We start from the raw sequence: 15568 nt of genomic DNA, 5'->3' as shown, positions 1-15568 counted from the left end.
TTCCAGGGCCGGATCGTCCGGAAAGTACGGCCGATGTCGTCAAGACGCGGTCTCGCCCGGATGAAAGAAAGATGAAAGATTTCCGGCGTCTATCGAAATCCGTCGACGTCAGACCTTCAGGCCTTCAGCCCTTCAAATATTCCACGCCTGCGCGGTATCGAGCAGTTTCTCGCGCAACTGATCGACTTCGGCGGCCAGCTTGGCCGTGATCGACACGTAGCCCGACAATTCCGGCGGCGGCGCGTCGTGCGGCGCGTCGGTCGGCCGGCGGCGCGGCGCGAGCCGGCTCGGCGTGCCGAACTTCAGCGCGCGGCTCGCGCCGACGAGCGTGTCGCGGATGCGCCGGTTCACGGCCTTCATCGCGGTTCGCATGTATTCGCGGGCGGCGAGGTCGTCGCGGGCCGGCTCGGCGCTCGACAGGATCTCCAGGTAGCCGATGCACAGGCGCAGGCTGCGCTGGATCGCCTCGAGGTGCGTAACCGAGATCTCGCACTCCTTCGACACCGACGGCATCAGCGAACGCAGCTGCACCAGCAGCGCGCTCAGCGCGGCCATTTCCTTCAGGTGCGCGTCGTCGCTCACGGGGCGGTCGCCCGCGAGCCGTGCGTGCACGGCCGCGCACGCGCGCAGCGCGTCGGCGAGCTTGTAGCGCCACGAGTAGGTCGCATAGAGCGGCAGCGCGAACGAGAACGCCAGCGCGATCGCGATGCCGACCAGCACGTTCACCGCGCGCCAGAGGCCGTCGACGATCTCGTTGTCGCCGTGTCCGGCGACGATCACCATCGTGATCGCCGACAGCAGCGCGATGTAGCCGGCCTTGCCGATCGCGTGATACGCGCAGAGCCCGCACGCGATCGACATCAGCAGGTAGATCGCGAACGGCATGTGCAGGACCGAATACAACACGATCAGCGCGAGCCCCGCGAGCGCGCCGATCGACGTGCCGAGCGCGCGCTCGGCCGCCTTCTTGCGGATGTTGCCGTGGTGCTGCAGCCCGCCGACGACGATCAGCACGGTGATCGTCGACCATTCGCCGTGCGGCACGCGCAGGCCGGTCGACAGGCCGATCGACACGAGGATCGCGAGCGCGACGCGCGCCGCATGGATCAGCTTCGCGTGCCGGTAGCGGCGGTACGGGTCCAGCAGAGGACGGAGCGCGTGGCGCAGGAGGGGCGGCAGTCGGGCAGGGAGCTGGGCAGTCATGACGGAGCGGGGGTGGCCGGCGGGGTGGCCGCCGGGGTGGCCACAATACGCGCGGGCGGCCCGCGCGGGCCGGCGCCGCGCCGCACGCGCAGCTGACGTAACGCTAGCCGAACGCGCGCGGGCTGTCCATGGCGAGGCGGCACGGCGTAGGCGACAGCCGCGTCACGCGTCGGCCGTGCTCGCCTCGGCGTCCGACACGCGGTTGCGCCCGCCGGACTTCGCGCGGTACAGCGCTTCGTCGGCCTGCCGCAGCAGCGCCGCGGCGTTCACGCGCCCGCCGGTGGCGGTCGCGGTGCCGATGCTCGTCGTCACGTGCCCGTACGGACTGCGGCCGTGCGCGATGTCGAGCCCGGCGATCGCGCGGCGGATCGCCTCGGCGACGGTCGCCGCGCCCCGCGCATCGGTGTCGGGCAGCGTGACGACGAATTCCTCGCCGCCGTAGCGCGCGACGTGGTCGCTGTCGCGACGCAGGCAGCGCGACGCGGATTGCGCGACGCGGCGCAGCACGTCGTCGCCGGCGAGGTGGCCGTAGTAGTCGTTGAACGCCTTGAAATGATCGACGTCGACGAACAGCACCGACAGCGGGCGGCCGCTGCGCGACGCGCGCTGCGCTTCCTTCGCGAGCACCGCGTCGAAGGTGCCGCGGTTGTCGAGGCCGGTCAGCGAATCGGTGTGCGCGAGCCGGTACAGCTTCGACTCGGCGATCTGCCGGCGCCTGAGTTCGCGCGACAGCGCGAGCGAACCCCACGCGATGAACGCGGTGAACAGGCCCATCAGCACGGCGGTCCAGATCGCGCGATGGCGCCACGATGCGTAGATGTCGATCTCGGCGGGCGCGACGTCGACGAGCAGCGGCAGATTCGCGAGATGCTTGTAAACGTAGATGCGGCGCACGCCGTCGATCGCGCCGACGCCCGTAAGCGCGCCTTCGCTGCGGCGCTGCGACTCGATGAAGAGCGGGGAGTCGTGCAGATCGAGGCCGACCACGCGCGCGTCGTACGGCAGGCGGGACACGAGCGCGCCGTTGTCCTCGATGACCGCGGCGCTGCCGTGCTTGCCGACGGCGACCCCGTCGAGCAGCGCGCGGAAGTAATCGATGTTCAGCGTGCCGACGACGATCCCGCCGAACGTGCCGTCGGCCCGGACGATCCGGCGGCTGAGCGCGATCGTCAGTGCGCCGCCGCGCAGCCGGGACGCATAGGGCCGGCTGATGTAGAGGCCCGGCGCAAGCCGGTCGCGATGCACGGTGAAATAGTCGCGATCGGCGAAATTGCCTGGCCGCGGCGGCGACCTGGCCGAGTCGATCACGATATTGCCGTGCGGGTCCATCACGAAAATGGCGCCGAGATACGCGCCGGTCGCGGCGCGGTCGAACAGCAGCCGGTGACGCTGGCGCGGCGGCAATGCCATTAGTTCCGGATCGGAGAGACCGTCGACCACGTTTTGTAGTGACAGATCATAAAGTTCGATATTGCGTGAAATATCGCGCTCGATCAGCAGCATCAGATTGCGCGCATTTTCGACCGCATGGCCGTACGCGTCGTGGCGTGCCTCGATTAAAAGCGACGTCGAGAATCCCCAGCTGAGCAGCAATAGCACGATGCCCGCGACGAGTACGCCGCGGGGCGACAGAACGCGGGCCACGGCCGACACGGTATGGCGGCGCAGCGTAGCGGGCAGCGGGTATGAATTCATCCTCGGGGGCGGCAGGCGGCGGATATTTGTGTATCGGGGGGGCCGCGCGCTGAATATTTCGAATTAACCCGTATTATGTCGCGAAATCTTGAAGCTGGCCGCGCGATGCAAAACATGCTGCGCGAATTACCGGGTTTCCGGCGGTTACGCATCATTACTGCATGCCTTGCGGACGATTTTGATATGAATCAATCGTCAGTCCGTAACATTTCGTCTGATTATTACCATGTATGTCGATTGATTTGTCGCTTTAATGCGGAATCGGCATACGAGGCGAAGCCGATTAGCATGGCTTGGATTGGAATGACGGATAACCGGTCGGCGAATCGGCGTTTCGCCGCCTGCGCGGCCGTGAGTGGCGCGTTGCCGCCCGTGCCGCACCCAACCCGTTGATTCCGCGGGCGTTCGGACGCGCGCGATCCCGATGACGAATCAGGTAGAATCCGCGCTTCGCCGCAGGCGCCCGGCGCGCAACGCGTATCGGGGCCGCATCGAATGCATCGCAGGCGGCGCCCCCGATCCCGCTTGCGCCGGCTCCGGATGCCGGCCCGCTCAACGTTCGTCTCGTTTATGTCCGCACTTCCGAATTCCGACCCATCCGGTTCGCCCGCGAACCCACCCAAGCTTCATCGCGCGCTGAAGGCGCGCCATCTGACGATGATCGCCATCGGCGGCTCGATCGGCACGGGCCTGTTCGTCGCGTCCGGCGCGTCGATTTCCCAGGCCGGCCCCGGCGGTGCGATGGTCGCGTACATGCTGATCGGCCTAATGGTCTACTTCCTGATGACGAGCCTCGGCGAAATGGCCGCGTTCATGCCGGTATCGGGCTCGTTCGCGACCTACGGCGCGAAATACGTCGACGAAGGCTTCGGCTTCGCGCTCGGCTGGAACTACTGGTACAACTGGGCCGTGACGATCGCGGTCGAACTCGTCGCCGCGCAGCTCGTGATGCACTACTGGTTCCCGGACGTGCCGGGCGTCTGGTGGAGCGCCGCGTTCCTCGCCGTGATGTTCCTGCTCAACGCGCTGACCGTTCGCGGCTTTGGCGAAGCCGAATACTGGTTCGCGCTGATCAAGGTCGTCACGGTGGTCGCGTTCATCGGCGTCGGCCTGCTGATGATCTTCGGCATTCTGAAGGGCGCGCCGGGCAACGGCTGGGGCAACCTGACGATCGGCGACGCGCCGTTCGCCGGCGGCCTGCCGGCGCTGATGGGCGTCGCGATGATCGCGGGCTTCTCGTTCCAGGGCACCGAGCTGATCGGCGTCGCGGCCGGCGAATCGGAGAACCCGCGCACGACGATCCCGCGTGCGGTGCGCCAGGTGTTCTGGCGGATCCTGCTGTTCTACGTGCTGGCGATCTTCGTGATCGGCGTGCTGATTCCCTATACCGACCCGAGCCTGCTGAAGAGCGACGTGACCGACATCGGCGTGAGCCCGTTCACGCTGGTGTTCCGCCACGCGGGCCTCGCGTTCGCGGCCGGCGTGATGAACGCGGTGATCCTGACGGCCGTGCTGTCGGCCGGCAACTCGGGCATGTACGCGTCGACCCGGATGCTCTACAACCTCGCGACGGAAGGCCGCGCACCGAAGCTGTTCGCGAAGCTGTCGCCGGGCGGCGTGCCGCGCAATGCGCTGTACGCGACCACCGCCGTCGGCGCGCTGTGTTTCTTCACGTCGCTGTACGGCGACAAGACGGTGTACCTGTGGCTGTTGAACACGTCGGGCATGACCGGTTTCATCGCGTGGCTCGGCATCGCGATCAGCCACTACCGGTTCCGCAAGGGCTACGTGAAGCAGGGCTACGCGGTCGATCAACTGCCGTACCAGTCGAAATGGTTTCCGTTCGGCCCGCTGTTCGCGTTCGTGCTGTGTCTCGTGATCGCGCTGGGGCAGGACTATCAGGCGTTCCTCGCGAACCGGATCGACTGGGCGGGCGTGGCCGCGACCTACGTCGGCATCCCGCTGTTCCTCGTCGTCTGGCTCGGCTACCGGTTCCTGAACAAGAGCCGCTTCGTGCGCTACGAAGACATGGAAATCGCGCCATGGGTGGCCGCGAACCGCGGCGCGCAGACGCAGCGCGTGGCGAACCGCGAAACCGCGGGCTGATAGCGGTGCGGCAGGGCCGCGCGAGATGCGATGAAACGGGAAGCCGAACGCTTCCCGTTTTTTTTGTCGGCTTTCGCCTGCACGGGGTCAAAGCCGGTTATATTTCCCGACCCTACCGGGCCATGGCCCGGCCGGCGCGACGAGCGCGGCGCGGATCGGGCATCCGGCGCGCGCCTGTTGCGGCGGCCGGCGGCGCCCGGCGTTTCAATCGTTCCGCCGCGGCCGGCACGGCCCGCGGAGCGGCAACCCAGAGGAATTCATGAGCGCATCACCCGCCGAGCGGAAGGCCGGACCCGTTTCCATCGTGCGAATCGAAGCAGCGATCAATGCGTGGCGCGAAGTGTATCCGCCGGCGCCGGACGGCGAGGACGGCTACGCGCTCGACGCCGGCAGCAACTGCCTGGCCGAGCTGTACGGCGCGATGATTTGCTATCGACTGCCGGACGTGCCGCTCGATTCGCTGAGCGACGCGCAGCGCGATGCGCTGTACGCAACCGAGGCGTGACGCGCGGCCGGGACGATGCCGCGACGCGGCGTCGATGAACGAACGGGAAGCCTCGCGGCTTCCCGTTTTGCTTTGCGCGGTGCGCGACGCGCGTGCGGGCGCGATGCTGCTCGCGTCAGTAGCGGCGCGCTGTAAGGTATCGTCATGGCATCGGGATCAGGCGAGCACGGGGCGACCGGCGTGGGCGACCGGCGTGGGCGACCGGCGCGGGACGCATCCGCGCGGGGCCGAATGAACGTCCGTGGCCTGTCCGGGAGGGTTCGAACATGGAGTTGAGACACCTCCGCTACTTCGTCGCGGTTGCCGAGGAGCGGAATTTCACGCGTGCGGCCGAGCGGCTGCACATCGCGCAGCCGCCGCTCAGCCGGCAGATCCAGCAGCTCGAGGAGGCGCTCGGCGTGCCGCTGTTCGAGCGCAACGCGCGGCCGCTGAAGCTGACGGACGCGGGACGCTTCTTCTATTCGCATGCGGTGCAGCTGCTCGCGCAGACGACCGAGCTCGAATCGATGACGAAGCGGGTCGGCAAGATCGAGCGCAGCATGTCGGTCGGTTTCGTCGGCTCGACGCTGTACGGGATGCTGCCGAAGATCATCCGGCGCTTTCGCAGCGAGTATCCGGCCGTCGAGCTGAGCCTGCACGAGATGTCGACGATGGATCAGATCAAGGCGCTGAAGGAAGGGCGCATCGACGTCGGGTTCGGGCGCATCCGTCACGAGGATCCGAGCGTGCGGCGCGTCGTGCTGCGCGAGGAACGGATGATCGTCGCGCTGCCGGTCGGTCACGTGCTCGACGGCGCGAAGCCCGTGCTGTCGCTGCACGATCTCGTGAACGACACGCTGATCATCTTTCCGAAGGCGCCGCGGCCGAGCTATGCGGACCAGGTGCTCGCGGCATTCCACGATCGCGCGCTGCAGCCGCGGCGCATCTACGAGACGCGCGAGCTGCAGATCGCGCTCGGGCTCGTCGCGATGGGCGAGGGCGTGTCGGTCGTGCCGCACAGCGTGTACGGGCTGAAGCGCGACGACATCAGCTACAAGCCGCTCGACGATCCGAACCTCGTGTCGCCGATCATCATGAGCATGCGGATGCTCGACGAATCGGAGGACATCCGCGCGATGCAGGCGCTGATCTACCGGCTCTACGACGAGGCGCAGATGGAGTATCTGCCGCCGCAACCCGAATGAGCGTGCGGGCGGTGGGGGCTTGCTTGACGCCGCGCGCGTCGCCGCGCCACCATCGTCGGCATTCGATGCGGAACGCCCGCGTGCGGCCGCCTTCATGCAGACGACGACATACATATGACCGACATCGTGACCGAGGAGACCTGGGTCGAGACGCCGCAAGGCCGTCTCTTCGCGAAGCGCTGGCGCGGTGCGCCTGCTGTGGAAACGGCCGCGCTAGAGGCGGTCGCACCTAAGCCGCCCGCACCTACGCCGGCCGCACCGATAGTGCTGCTGCACGATTCGCTCGGCTGCGTCGAACTATGGCGCGACTTCCCCGCCCGGCTCGCGCGCGCCACCGGCCGCGACGTGATCGCGTACGACCGGCTCGGCTTCGGCCGATCCGATCGTCATCCGGGGCAGCTCGCGGCGACGTTCGTGCGCGACGAGGCCGGTCACGGTTTCCATGCGCTGCTCGAACGGTTCGGCATCGATGCGTTCGTCGCGTTCGGGCACAGCGTCGGCGGCGGGATGGCGGTCGGGTGCGCGGCCGCGTATCCGGCGCGTTGCCGCGCGCTGGTGACGGTCGCCGCGCAGGCGTTCGTCGAGGATCGCACGCGCGACGGCATTCGCGACGCGGCGCAGCAGTTCGACGCGCCCGGCCAGCTCGACCGGCTCGCGCGCTATCACGGCGAGAAAGCCGAATGGGTGCTGCGTGCGTGGGTCGACACGTGGCTGTCGCCGGCGTTTCGCGGCTGGAGCCTCGACGACGAACTGCCGCGCGTGCGCTGCGCGACGCTCGCGATTCACGGGGAGCAGGACGAATACGGATCCGACGTGCATCCGAAGCGGATCGCCGCGCGCGTCGCGGGGCCGTCGACGTTCCTGCTGCTCGACCGATGCGGGCACATGCCGCATCGCGAGCGGCCCGACGACGTACTCGCGGCGGTGGCGACGTTGCTGCGCGACGCGCCCGCCTGAACGTGCCAACCTATGCGACCGGCGGGCCGAACCCGCCGGCGCTCAGAACGCCAGCTGGATCGCGAGATCGATCGCGAGCAGCGCGATCGAGCAGCCGATGCCGAGGACCACGTTCGGCAGGCGGTGCTCGAAATCGCGATGGTCGCGGCGCATCGCGGCGCCAAGCAGGAAGATCGCCTCGACGACGATCTGCAGCCCGACGAACAGCAGCATCAGCAGATACTCGTAACCCATCTGCTTGAACGCGGCGAATTGCATCCCGTGATCGCGGATCCACTGGCCGACGCGCAGCAGTTCGTACACGAACAGCAAGGCGGGAAACAGGTAGCTGATGAAATACGTCGGCGCGGTGGCGTGCCGTAGCTCGAGGTGGAAGTGCTGATGTGTCGTAGCCATCACGAAGCCCTCCTTGCAATGCATGATTGCGGATGCGACGGCGGCGCGGCGACGTGCGGACTAGGGGATTGCCCGATGTATCGGGCGCGGCCGTACGACACCAGCATACTGCCGCGCGGGAAATTTGGCATCCCGTCTGATTATTCGTTGTAAAAACCCCTGCGCGGCGCGCTGCGCCCGGCGCAATCGGCACGGTATCGGACCGCCGAGGCCGCTCACTGCTTCGCTTGCGCGCCTTCGACGAACAGTTTCGCGATCGACTGGAATTCCCGTTTCAGCGACAACCCCGGCACGGTCAGCCAGCGCAGCATCGCCGCGAGATACAGATGATGGAACCACGTGGCGAGCTGGTCGGCCGCCAGCGCCGGATTCAGCTCGCCGGCTTGCTGGCCGGCCGCGATCAGCTGCTGCCACACGAGCGCGATGTCGCTGCCGTGCTCCGTCGCACCTTCCGCTTGCACTGCCCCGATGCTCAGGAATCGATGCCGCAGGTATGCGAGCAGATACACCGGGTGCTGTTCGCACCACGCGGCCGACGCGTCGAGCACGCAGGCGATCCGCGACGCGAAGCTTTTCCGTCTTGCGACGTCGCGCTCGAGATGGGCGAGGTCGCGCGCGAGTTCGCCTTCGAGCCAGTGCGCGAGCACGGCTTCCTTCGTCGGGAAGTGGTTGTACAGCGTTCGTTTCGCGACGTCGGCCTGCGCGGCGATCTGCTCCATCGTGACGGCGTCGTAGCCGTGCGCATCGAACAGGCGCGCGCCGGTGGCGGCAAGGTGCGCGAGCATCTGGATGCGCTTGCGCGCGCGGCGGCCCGGATCGTCGGTCGTCATCGGCATGGCTCGGGGTTGACGGAAAGTGTACGAATTGCATTAGTATACGGCGTGCACTTTTTTGAATCCACTCGTTCTCGCCGTGCCGAGGAGTCACGCATGAAACTCGTCATTGCCACCTACGGCACCGAAGGTGACACGCGTCCGCTCGCGGCGCTGGGTCGCGCGTTGATGGCGGCCGGCCATGAGGTCCGGTTACTGGCCGACGCCGCGACGCTCGGTTCGGCCGCCGCGCTCGGCGTGCCGTGCGCGCCGTTGTCCGGCGATATCCGCGCGGCGATCGCGCCGGAGGGCGCATTGTCCGATGCGGTGCGCGGGCGCGGCGGTTTCAACGACACGTCGAAGGCGCTCGCGGCGATCGCGAATGCGAACACGGAAGCGTGGATGCGCGAAGTCGCACACGCGTCGGCCGGTTGCGATGCGATCCTCGTGTCGGGGCTGGCGTCGTTCGTCGGGCTGTCGGTCGCCGAGTATCGCGGCGTGCCGGCAATCGGCGCGGGGATGATCCCGATCACGCCGACCGCGGCGTTCGCGTCGCCGTTCCTGCCGCCGGCCAAGGCGCCGCGCTGGCTGAATCGCGCCAGCCACCGGTTCGTGAACGCGCTGCTGTGGCAGGCGTTCAGGAAGGCGACCAATGCGGCGCGCGCCAGCGTGTGCGGACTGCCGCCGCGCCGGCGCGTGTGGACCGATCATCCGATGCTGTATGGCGTGTCGCCCGTGCTGCTCGCCGAGCCGGCCGACTGGCCGCCGAATGTGCTGGCATGCGGTCAGTGGCGTATCGACGCGCCGGCCTGGACGCCGCCGCCCGCGCTCGCGGCCTTTCTGGAAGCGGGCGATCGGCCCGTGTATATCGGCTTCGGCAGCATGGCCGGGTTCGACCGGGCCGCGATGGTCGACGCGCTGGTGCGGGCGCTCGACGGCCGGCGTGCGCTGTTCCAGCCGGGCTGGAGCGGCATCGATGCGTCGATGCTGCCCGCGCACGTGTGCGTGATCGGCGACACGCCGCACGACTGGTTGTTTCCGCAAGTATCGATGGCGATCCACCACGGCGGGTCGGGCACCACGCATTCGGCCGCGCGGGCGGGCATTGCGTCGGTCGTCGTGCCGTTCGCGGGCGATCAGTTCTTCTGGGCGAACCGGCTGCAGCGGCTCGGTGTGGCCGATGCGCCGGTGGCCGGGCGCCGCGTGCGCGCCGCCGCGTTCGCACGTGCGATCGCGTTCGCGGCGCGGGCCGACACGCAGGCGCGGGCCGCTGAACTCGGTGCGCGGCTCGGGCAGGAGGACGGGTTGCGTGTCGCGGTCGACGCGATCGAACGCTGCGCGCGCCGCGGCGCGCAATGAACGCGCGAGCCGCGCGTCAGAAATGCCCGGTGAACCGGTAGCGGCTGCCCGGGTGCCATAGATTCGCGACCGACGCGACCATTCCCTGCGACCACGTGCGCCGATGCAGCAGCAGGCAGGGCTCGCGTTCGTCCATCGTCAGGTGGCGGCGCGTCGGCGCATCGGGCATCGCGGCCTCGATCCGGTATTCGACCCGCTGTAGCGGCGCGACGCGCGTCAGGTACTGGTTCGGCGTCGTCGTCGTGAAGTCCTGCAACGCATATTCGGGCGCGCAGGCCGGATTGACCCAGCGTTCCTCGAGCTGCACGGGTGTGTCGTTCTCGAAGTGCAGCACGCGCGAATGGAAGATCGGGTTGCCCGTGTCGAGCCGCAGCTCGTCGGCAAGCTGCGCGTCGGCGATGGCAGCGCCCACCTCCAGCACCTGTGCCCGATACGCATGGCCGCGCGCGGCGACTTCATCCGAGATGCTGCGGATCGCGACCAGCGTCGATTCGTATTTCGGCGATGCGACGTAGGTGCCGGAGCCGCGTGTACGCGTGAGCACCTGCTCGGCCGTCAGCTCGCGCAGCGCGCGGTTGACCGTCATCCGCGCGACGTTGAATTCGCGCGCGAGCTCGTTCTCCGACGGCACTTGGTCGCCTTCCGCCCACTCGCCCGCGTGGATGCGCGCGAGGATGAAGTCCTTGATTTCCTGATAGATCGGTGTGGTCATGGGGTTGCTGTTCAAGTGACGGCGGCCGCGTGCCGTCGCAGTCCGGCCTTCATGCGGGGCCGGGCGGAGTGTACCGGGTTCGATGCGGGATCCGCCCGGCCATCGACGCATGATCCCCATTATTTCGGCACATATCCACACGGGAAATCGCGCACAGGCGTGGGTCCGGCGAACGTCGCGCACGAGGCGCGCGCGCACGGCAAACGGAAAAGTATAGACAAATGCGCGTGCGGCCGAGAAGGGCGGACTCGTCGCATGAAAGCTCCGTTACAGCCGGACGTAACCATAATCGATTGAAATATAAGGGAATCTCGTGCCGATACGGCGCTTTTCACGCAACTAGAGATAAACACGGATTGCCCGGGGGTCACTCCAAAAGGCAAAGTTGTATGTACAACTTGGGGCGCCGTCTAGATGACGGCTTTCCGGTTGGAAGGGTTCGCGGCGGCGACGCCCGACGGGCCCGTGCCCAGTTCGCCTATGACAGGAACGCCATGAAGAAACTCGCCCTCAGTATTGCCCTCGCGTGTATCGCGGTGGGTGCCCACGCCAAGGATTGGTCGACGATCCGGTTCGGCGTCGACGCCAGCTATCCGCCGTTCGAATCGAAGGACGCAAGCGGCAAGGTTGTCGGCTTCGACGTCGATCTCGGCAACGAGATCTGCGCGCGCCTGAAGGCGAAATGCGTATGGATCGAGAACGACTTCGACGGGATGATCCCGGCGCTGAAGGCGAAGAAGTTCGACGGCGTGCTGTCGTCGATGTCGATGACGCCGGCGCGTGCCGAGCAGATCGCGTTCTCCGACAAGCTGTTCAACACGCCGACGCGGCTCGTCTCGAAGAAGGGCGCGCACCTGCAGCCGACGGCCGAATCGCTGAAGGGCAAGTCGGTGGGCGTCGAGCAGGGCACGATCCAGGAAACCTACGCGAAGGCCTACTGGGCGCCGAAGGGCGTGCAGGTCGTGTCTTACCAGAACCAGGATGGCGTGTACCAGGACCTGATGTCCGGCCGCCTCGATGCCGCGCTGCAGGACGCGGTGCAGGCCGACCTCGGCTTCCTGAAGACGCCGCGCGGCGCGAACTTCGAATTCGCCGGCAAGGACATCGACGATCCGAAGACGCTCGGCAACGGTGCGGGCATCGGCCTGCGCAAGGACGACGCCGACCTGAAGGCGAAGATCGACCACGCGATCGCCGACATCATCAAGGACGGCACGTACAAGAAGCTCGAGAAGAAGTACTTCGCATTCGACGTCTACGGTGGCTGACGCCTTCGCGGCGCACGCGGCTCCGGCCGCGCTGCGCCGCCCGTCTTTCTGGATGGATACGCTGACATGATTTTCCAGGGATTTGGCCCGCTGCTGTGGGCCGGCACGGTGGAAACCGTGAAGCTGGCGGTGCTGTCGCTCGCCGCGTCGCTCGTGCTGGGGCTGGTCGGTGCGAGCGCGAAACTGTCGACGAACCGCGCGCTCAAGGCGCTCGGCACGTTCTATACGACGTTGATCCGCGCGGTGCCCGATCTCGTGCTGATGCTGCTGCTGTTCTATGGGATCCAGATCCTGCTGAACATGGCGACCGACGCGCTCGGCTGGGATCAGATCGACATCGATCCGTTCGTCGCCGGCGTCATCACGCTCGGCTTCATCTACGGTGCGTACTTCACCGAGACGTTCCGCGGTGCGTTTCTCGCGGTGCCGCGCGGCCAGCTCGAAGCGGGCTTCGCGTACGGGATGAGCGGCTGGCGCGTGTTCCACCGGATACTGTTCCCGCAGATGATGCGCTTCGCGCTGCCGGGCATCGGCAACAACTGGCAGGTGCTCGTGAAGGCCACCGCGCTGGTGTCGATCATCGGCCTCGCCGATGTCGTGAAGGCGTCGCAGGATGCCGGCAAGAGCACGCTCGATTTCTTCTTCTTCACGCTCGCGGCGGGCGCGATCTACCTCGCGATCACGACGGTGTCGAACGTCGTGCTGCACCGTCTCGAGAAGCGTTATTCCGTCGGCGTCCGGAGGCTCGCACTGTGATCGAACTCATCGGCCAGTACTGGCAAAACTATCTCTACACCGACGGCTACCGCTTCAGCGGCCTCGCGATCACGCTGTGGCTGCTGGTCGTGTCGATCGCGTTCGGCTTCGCACTGGCCGTGCCGCTCGCGATCGCGCGCGCGTCGTCGAACCGCTGGATTTCCGGCCCGGTGTGGCTCTATACGTACGTGTTCCGCGGCACGCCGCTCTACGTGCAGCTGCTGATGTGCTACACCGGCATCTACAGCCTGCAGGTCGTGCACGACCACGTGCTGCTCGACACGTTCTTCCGCAACGCGATGAACTGCACGCTGCTCGCGTTCGTGCTGAACGAATGCGCGTATGCGACCGAGATCTTCGCGGGCGCGATCAAGGCCACGTCGGCCGGCGAGATCGAGGCCGGGATGGCGTACGGGATGTCGCGCTTCAAGCTCTATACGCGCATCATCCTGCCGTCCGCGCTGCGCCGCTCGCTGCCCAGCTACAGCAACGAAGTGATCCTGATGCTGCACGCGACGACGCTCGCGTTCACCGCGACCGTGCCCGACATCCTGAAGGTCACGCGCGACGTCAACTCCGCGACGTACATGTCGTTCCAGGCCTACGGCATCGCGGCCGTGCTGTACGCCATCGTCGTGTTCACGCTCATCTGGGCGTTCCGCAAGCTCGAGACGCGCTGGCTCGCGTACCTCTCGCCGCGCGGCCATTAATGCAAGGAAGGACCAAGCATGTACAAGCTCACCGTTGATAACCTCCACAAGAAGTTCGGCGACAACGAGGTGTTGAAGGGCGTGTCGATGAAGGCGAAGGCCGGCGACGTGATCAGCATCATCGGCTCGAGCGGCTCCGGCAAGAGCACGTTCCTGCGCTGCATCAACTTCCTCGAGCAGCCGTGCTCGGGGCAGATCACGATCGGCAGCGAGCCGATCGAGACCACGCGCGACCGCAACGGCTCGCTGCGCGTGGCCGACCAGAAGCAGCTGCAGCGGATGCGCACGAAGCTCGCGATGGTGTTCCAGCACTTCAACCTGTGGTCGCACATGACGGTGCTCGAGAACGTGATCGAGGCGCCGATGGCCGTGCTCGGAATCGGCAAGGGCGAAGCGGTCGAGCGCGCGCGCCAGTATCTGGAGAAGGTCGGTCTCGCGCCGCGCGTCGAGGGCATGTATCCGTCGCACCTGTCAGGCGGCCAGCAGCAGCGTGTCGCGATCGCGCGTGCGCTCGCGATGGAGCCCGAGGTGATGCTGTTCGACGAGCCGACTTCGGCGCTCGATCCGGAGCTCGTGGGTGAAGTGCTCAAGGTGATGCAGAAGCTGGCCGAGGAAGGTCGCACGATGGTCGTCGTCACGCACGAGATGGGTTTCGCGCGCAACGTGTCGAATCATGTGATCTTCCTGCATCAAGGGAAGATCGAGGAAGAGGGCGATCCGCAGGAGATTCTCGTCAATCCGAAGAGCGAGCGGCTCGGGCAGTTCCTGTCGGGGCGGTTGAAGTAAGTCGCGAGATCGCGTGCCGCGGCACGCGATGGTTTTTCGTATCGTTTCTCATTGCTTGTCGGCGCGATTGGTCATCGCGCCGTTTCTTTTCCTGACCCCTTCTCTTGCACGCGCTCGCCCGTTCCGGCGGCGTCGCTTCATTCGAAGTCCAGAGCGTTGTGCTGATGAAAGCTTCGAAAGCATGCGGGTGCGCAGCCGCCTTCGAGCGGCCGATGTCAAAGATCGTCAATTGCGGGCAGGTGCGGTGCACGGAGATCGGGTGATCGGCGTTAAGCAGATACCAGCCGGATCACCGGCTGACCTATCCCGGAGAATGTCCATGAACCGCATCGCGAAGATCCTGACGGCCACCGCACTGGCTTGTGCCGTTCTCGTGCCGGCCCTTGCCGAAGCGCACTCGCACCGCGTGTGCCATTTCAATCACCACCACCATCGCGTGTGCCACTGGGTGCACTAAGCAGGGTTTTCCCGGCGCGGCTCCGGGACGCTTTCACCGGTCAGGCAAATCAGGAGAGGACCATGAAAAAAATGATGTTGATCGCCGCGCTTGCGGCCGGCGTGGGGCTGTCGATCGCTGCGTTCGCGCAGGTTCCGGCCAGCGCGCCGGCGGGCACGACCGGTCTGTGCAAGGACGGGTCGTTCTATTCGGGCGCGTCGAAGAAGGGTGCATGCGCGGGTCACAAGGGCGTGAAGACCTGGTACGGCGCATCGGCTGCTGCGGCGGCCAGCGCACCGGCCGCGGCGCCCGCAATGGCGGCATCCGCTACTCCGGCATCGGCCCCCGCGCCCGCCAAGAGCGCGCCGGCGACGACCGCGGCAGCGCCTGGCGGCGGCGCGGGCCAGGTGTGGGCCAACGACAGCACGAAGGTCTATCACTGCTCGACCGACAAGTACTACGGCAAGACGAAGCACGGCAGCTACATGTCGGAAGCGGAGGCGAAGACGAAGGGCTTCCATGCATCGCACGGCAAGGCCTGTTCGTAACACAGGCCGGGCGCGCGGGTTCGCTCGCTCGCGCGTCGGCTGAACGCTGCTGGAAATCGCGCCCCGCCCCTACGGCGGGGCGATTCATTTGCAACGCCGGCGAATACCGTGCCGCTCGGCTTCAGCGGGCGTGAT

At 66.9% G+C, this 15568-nt stretch carries 16 protein-coding genes; 11 read left to right on the top strand and 5 right to left on the bottom strand.

The genetic code is table 11. The features are described 5' to 3' along the window. Nucleotides 1-132: 132 nt before the first annotated feature. Nucleotides 133-1203, bottom strand: coding sequence for an FUSC family protein (locus SB771_RS02865; RefSeq protein ID WP_175659685.1), 1071 nt, complete (start codon nt 1201-1203; stop codon nt 133-135). A 162-nt stretch (nt 1204-1365) separates the two neighbouring features. Beyond that, nucleotides 1366-2898 carry a sensor domain-containing diguanylate cyclase gene (locus tag SB771_RS02860; RefSeq protein ID WP_175659684.1) on the bottom strand — a complete coding sequence of 511 codons (1533 nt, stop codon included), beginning with the start codon at nt 2896-2898 and terminating at the stop codon, nt 1366-1368. 570 nt (nt 2899-3468) lie between these two features. Between SB771_RS02860 and SB771_RS02855 the strand changes: the two genes are divergently transcribed. From SB771_RS02855 to SB771_RS02840, 4 genes are all read left to right on the top strand, one after another. After that, nucleotides 3469-5004, top strand: coding sequence for an amino acid permease (locus tag SB771_RS02855; RefSeq protein ID WP_012365477.1), 1536 nt, complete (start codon nt 3469-3471; stop codon nt 5002-5004). 259 nt (nt 5005-5263) lie between these two features. Continuing rightward, nucleotides 5264-5509 carry a DUF3717 domain-containing protein gene (locus SB771_RS02850; protein ID WP_006761486.1) on the top strand — a complete coding sequence of 82 codons (246 nt, stop codon included), beginning with the start codon at nt 5264-5266 and terminating at the stop codon, nt 5507-5509. A gap of 266 nt (nt 5510-5775) precedes the next feature. Continuing rightward, nucleotides 5776-6693: a LysR family transcriptional regulator gene (locus SB771_RS02845; protein WP_006750808.1), complete on the top strand. Its 918-nt coding sequence runs from the start codon at nt 5776-5778 to the stop codon at nt 6691-6693. 114 nt (nt 6694-6807) lie between these two features. After that, nucleotides 6808-7650, top strand: coding sequence for an alpha/beta fold hydrolase (locus tag SB771_RS02840; RefSeq protein ID WP_175659683.1), 843 nt, complete (start codon nt 6808-6810; stop codon nt 7648-7650). A 42-nt stretch (nt 7651-7692) separates the two neighbouring features. Here the strand turns inward: SB771_RS02840 and SB771_RS02835 are convergent, their stop codons facing one another. After that, on the bottom strand, nt 7693-8046 hold the full coding sequence (locus SB771_RS02835; RefSeq protein WP_012365480.1) for a hypothetical protein: 354 nt from the start codon (nt 8044-8046) through the stop codon (nt 7693-7695). Nucleotides 8047-8261: 215 nt separating this feature from the next. Continuing rightward, the gene (locus tag SB771_RS02830; protein ID WP_175659682.1) at nt 8262-8882 is read right to left on the bottom strand and encodes a TetR/AcrR family transcriptional regulator; all 621 of its coding nucleotides are present in this window, start codon (nt 8880-8882) and stop codon (nt 8262-8264) included. A gap of 93 nt (nt 8883-8975) precedes the next feature. On the opposite strand from SB771_RS02830, the gene SB771_RS02825 reads away from it, so the two are divergent. Next, nucleotides 8976-10217, top strand: coding sequence for a glycosyltransferase (locus SB771_RS02825; protein ID WP_175659681.1), 1242 nt, complete (start codon nt 8976-8978; stop codon nt 10215-10217). Nucleotides 10218-10233: 16 nt separating this feature from the next. Here SB771_RS02825 and hutC read toward each other — a convergent pair whose 3' ends face one another. Beyond that, complete coding sequence (hutC, locus tag SB771_RS02820; protein ID WP_006750813.1) at nt 10234-10929, bottom strand: histidine utilization repressor; 696 nt, start codon at nt 10927-10929, stop codon at nt 10234-10236. Nucleotides 10930-11423: 494 nt separating this feature from the next. Between hutC and SB771_RS02815 the strand changes: the two genes are divergently transcribed. From SB771_RS02815 to SB771_RS02790, 6 genes are all read left to right on the top strand, one after another. Further along, nucleotides 11424-12197 (top strand): ABC transporter substrate-binding protein, encoded by a 774-nt coding sequence (locus SB771_RS02815; RefSeq protein WP_175659680.1) that lies wholly within the window; start codon nt 11424-11426, stop codon nt 12195-12197. A gap of 66 nt (nt 12198-12263) precedes the next feature. Next, nucleotides 12264-12953: an ABC transporter permease gene (locus SB771_RS02810; protein ID WP_175659679.1), complete on the top strand. Its 690-nt coding sequence runs from the start codon at nt 12264-12266 to the stop codon at nt 12951-12953. Continuing rightward, entirely contained in the window at nt 12950-13663 is a 714-nt protein-coding gene (locus SB771_RS02805) for an ABC transporter permease (protein WP_011660379.1), read from the top strand. The genes SB771_RS02810 and SB771_RS02805 overlap by 4 nt, the downstream gene beginning before the upstream one ends. A gap of 18 nt (nt 13664-13681) precedes the next feature. Next, the gene (locus SB771_RS02800; protein WP_175659678.1) at nt 13682-14449 is read left to right on the top strand and encodes an ABC transporter ATP-binding protein; all 768 of its coding nucleotides are present in this window, start codon (nt 13682-13684) and stop codon (nt 14447-14449) included. Between the two features lie 319 nt (nt 14450-14768). Then, a complete protein-coding gene (locus tag SB771_RS02795) occupies nt 14769-14906 on the top strand; it encodes an HHHH-motif protein (protein ID WP_164714777.1) in 138 nt (45 codons plus the stop codon). Between the two features lie 62 nt (nt 14907-14968). Continuing rightward, entirely contained in the window at nt 14969-15433 is a 465-nt protein-coding gene (locus tag SB771_RS02790; protein ID WP_175659677.1) for a hypothetical protein, read from the top strand. Nucleotides 15434-15568 lie beyond the last annotated feature (135 nt).

Source organism: Burkholderia sp. SIMBA_051 (assembly GCF_046534915.1).
Classification (GTDB): Bacteria; Pseudomonadota; Gammaproteobacteria; order Burkholderiales; family Burkholderiaceae; genus Burkholderia; species Burkholderia ambifaria.
Note: the sequence above shows the minus strand (reverse complement) of the source record. Positions and strands in the feature narration are given on the sequence as shown.

What these genes read in the sequence shown, in the direction of transcription:
- SB771_RS02840 (WP_175659683.1), top strand. Translation starts at nt 6,808, where the DNA reads ATGACCGACATCGTGACCGAGGAGACCTGGGTCGAGACGCCGCAAGGC.
- SB771_RS02865 (WP_175659685.1), bottom strand. Translation starts at nt 1,203, where the DNA reads ATGACTGCCCAGCTCCCTGCCCGACTGCCGCCCCTCCTGCGCCACGCG.
- SB771_RS02845 (WP_006750808.1), top strand. Translation starts at nt 5,776, where the DNA reads ATGGAGTTGAGACACCTCCGCTACTTCGTCGCGGTTGCCGAGGAGCGG.
- SB771_RS02795 (WP_164714777.1), top strand. Translation starts at nt 14,769, where the DNA reads ATGAACCGCATCGCGAAGATCCTGACGGCCACCGCACTGGCTTGTGCC.
- SB771_RS02825 (WP_175659681.1), top strand. Translation starts at nt 8,976, where the DNA reads ATGAAACTCGTCATTGCCACCTACGGCACCGAAGGTGACACGCGTCCG.
- SB771_RS02835 (WP_012365480.1), bottom strand. Translation starts at nt 8,046, where the DNA reads ATGGCTACGACACATCAGCACTTCCACCTCGAGCTACGGCACGCCACC.
- SB771_RS02800 (WP_175659678.1), top strand. Translation starts at nt 13,682, where the DNA reads ATGTACAAGCTCACCGTTGATAACCTCCACAAGAAGTTCGGCGACAAC.
- SB771_RS02860 (WP_175659684.1), bottom strand. Translation starts at nt 2,898, where the DNA reads ATGAATTCATACCCGCTGCCCGCTACGCTGCGCCGCCATACCGTGTCG.
- hutC (WP_006750813.1), bottom strand. Translation starts at nt 10,929, where the DNA reads ATGACCACACCGATCTATCAGGAAATCAAGGACTTCATCCTCGCGCGC.
- SB771_RS02855 (WP_012365477.1), top strand. Translation starts at nt 3,469, where the DNA reads ATGTCCGCACTTCCGAATTCCGACCCATCCGGTTCGCCCGCGAACCCA.
- SB771_RS02810 (WP_175659679.1), top strand. Translation starts at nt 12,264, where the DNA reads ATGATTTTCCAGGGATTTGGCCCGCTGCTGTGGGCCGGCACGGTGGAA.
- SB771_RS02815 (WP_175659680.1), top strand. Translation starts at nt 11,424, where the DNA reads ATGAAGAAACTCGCCCTCAGTATTGCCCTCGCGTGTATCGCGGTGGGT.
- SB771_RS02850 (WP_006761486.1), top strand. Translation starts at nt 5,264, where the DNA reads ATGAGCGCATCACCCGCCGAGCGGAAGGCCGGACCCGTTTCCATCGTG.
- SB771_RS02830 (WP_175659682.1), bottom strand. Translation starts at nt 8,882, where the DNA reads ATGCCGATGACGACCGACGATCCGGGCCGCCGCGCGCGCAAGCGCATC.
- SB771_RS02790 (WP_175659677.1), top strand. Translation starts at nt 14,969, where the DNA reads ATGAAAAAAATGATGTTGATCGCCGCGCTTGCGGCCGGCGTGGGGCTG.